At 68.4% G+C, this 1,253-nt stretch carries 1 protein-coding gene; it reads left to right on the plus strand.

What is annotated here, in order from left to right; all coding sequences use genetic code 11:
• Positions 1 to 54: 54 nt before the first annotated feature.
• The gene (locus N5079_RS34990) at positions 55 to 1,215 is read left to right on the plus strand and encodes an IS630 family transposase (protein ID WP_410007861.1); all 1,161 of its coding nucleotides are present in this window, start codon (positions 55 to 57) and stop codon (positions 1,213 to 1,215) included.
• Positions 1,216 to 1,253 lie beyond the last annotated feature (38 nt).

Here is a 1,253-nt window from a genome sequence, read left to right on the forward strand (position 1 = left end):
TGCTGTGACCGGAAACGATCACCGGGTTCGCGCGTAGCCGTTCGCGCCGGTTGGATGTGCACGACATGTCTGATCGGCCAAAGGGGAGGCGCGGTGGCAGAACCGGTCAGGGTTCGCAGGCTGACCGATCAGGAAGGGCAGAAGCTGCAGCAGATCGTGCGCCGTGGGAGCACCAGTTCGGTCCGGTATCGGCGGGCGATGATGCTGCTGGCCTCAGCTGGCGGTAACACCGTCCCGGTCATCGCCCGCCTGGTCGCCGCGGATGAAGACACCGTCCGCGATGTCATTCACCGCTTCAACGAGATCGGGCTGGCCTGCCTGGACCCTCAGTGGGCGGGAGGCCGTCCCCGCCTGCTCAGTGACAACGAGGAAGATCTCGTCGTCCAGACGGCCACCACACGACCGGCCAAGCTCGGGCAGCCTTTCACCCGCTGGTCGATCCGCAAACTCCTCGCCTACCTACAAAGCTTTCCCGGCCGGGCCATCCGCATCGGCCGGGAGGCGTTACGCGCCCTGCTGGCCCGGCGCGGGATCACCTTCCAGCGCACCAAGACCTGGAAGGAGTCCCCCGACCCCGACTTCGACGCCAAGCTGGACCGCATCGAGTACGCCCTTACCCAGCGCCCGGAACGGACCTTCGCCTTCGACGAGTTCGGCCCCTTGGGCATCCGCCCCACCCCCGGGTCGGGGTGGGCCGAGCGTGGCCGGCCGGACCGGCTGCCGGCCACCTACCGCCGCACCCACGGAATCACCTACTTCCACGGCTGCTACTCCGTCGGCGACGACACGATGTGGGGGGTCAACCGGCGCCGCAAGGGCAGCGACCACACCTGGGCCGCGCTGCGGTCGATCCGCGCCGCCCGCCCCGACGGCGCACCGATCTACGTCATCTTGGACAACCTGTCGGCCCACAAGAACTGGCGCATCCTGGCCTGGGCGAAGAAGAACAAGGTCGAGTTGTGCTTCACCCCGACCTACGCCTCCTGGGCCAACCCGATCGAGGCGCACTTCGGCCCGCTGCGCCAGTTCACCCTGGCCAACTCCGACCACCCCAACCACACCGTCCAGACCCGGGCCCTGCACGCCTACCTGCGCTGGCGCAACGCCAACGCCCGCCACCCCGACATCCTGTCCGCTCAGCGCCGTGAACGCGCCCGCGTCCGCAGCGAGAAAGGGATCCGCTGGGGCGGCCGACCTCTCTCAGACGTGGCATGACCGCCCAACCCGGTGATCGTTTCCGGTCACAGCACTAG

The sequence above is a fragment of the Planotetraspora sp. A-T 1434 genome (assembly GCF_025420585.1).
Lineage (GTDB): Bacteria > Actinomycetota > Actinomycetes > Streptosporangiales > Streptosporangiaceae > JAOEGB01.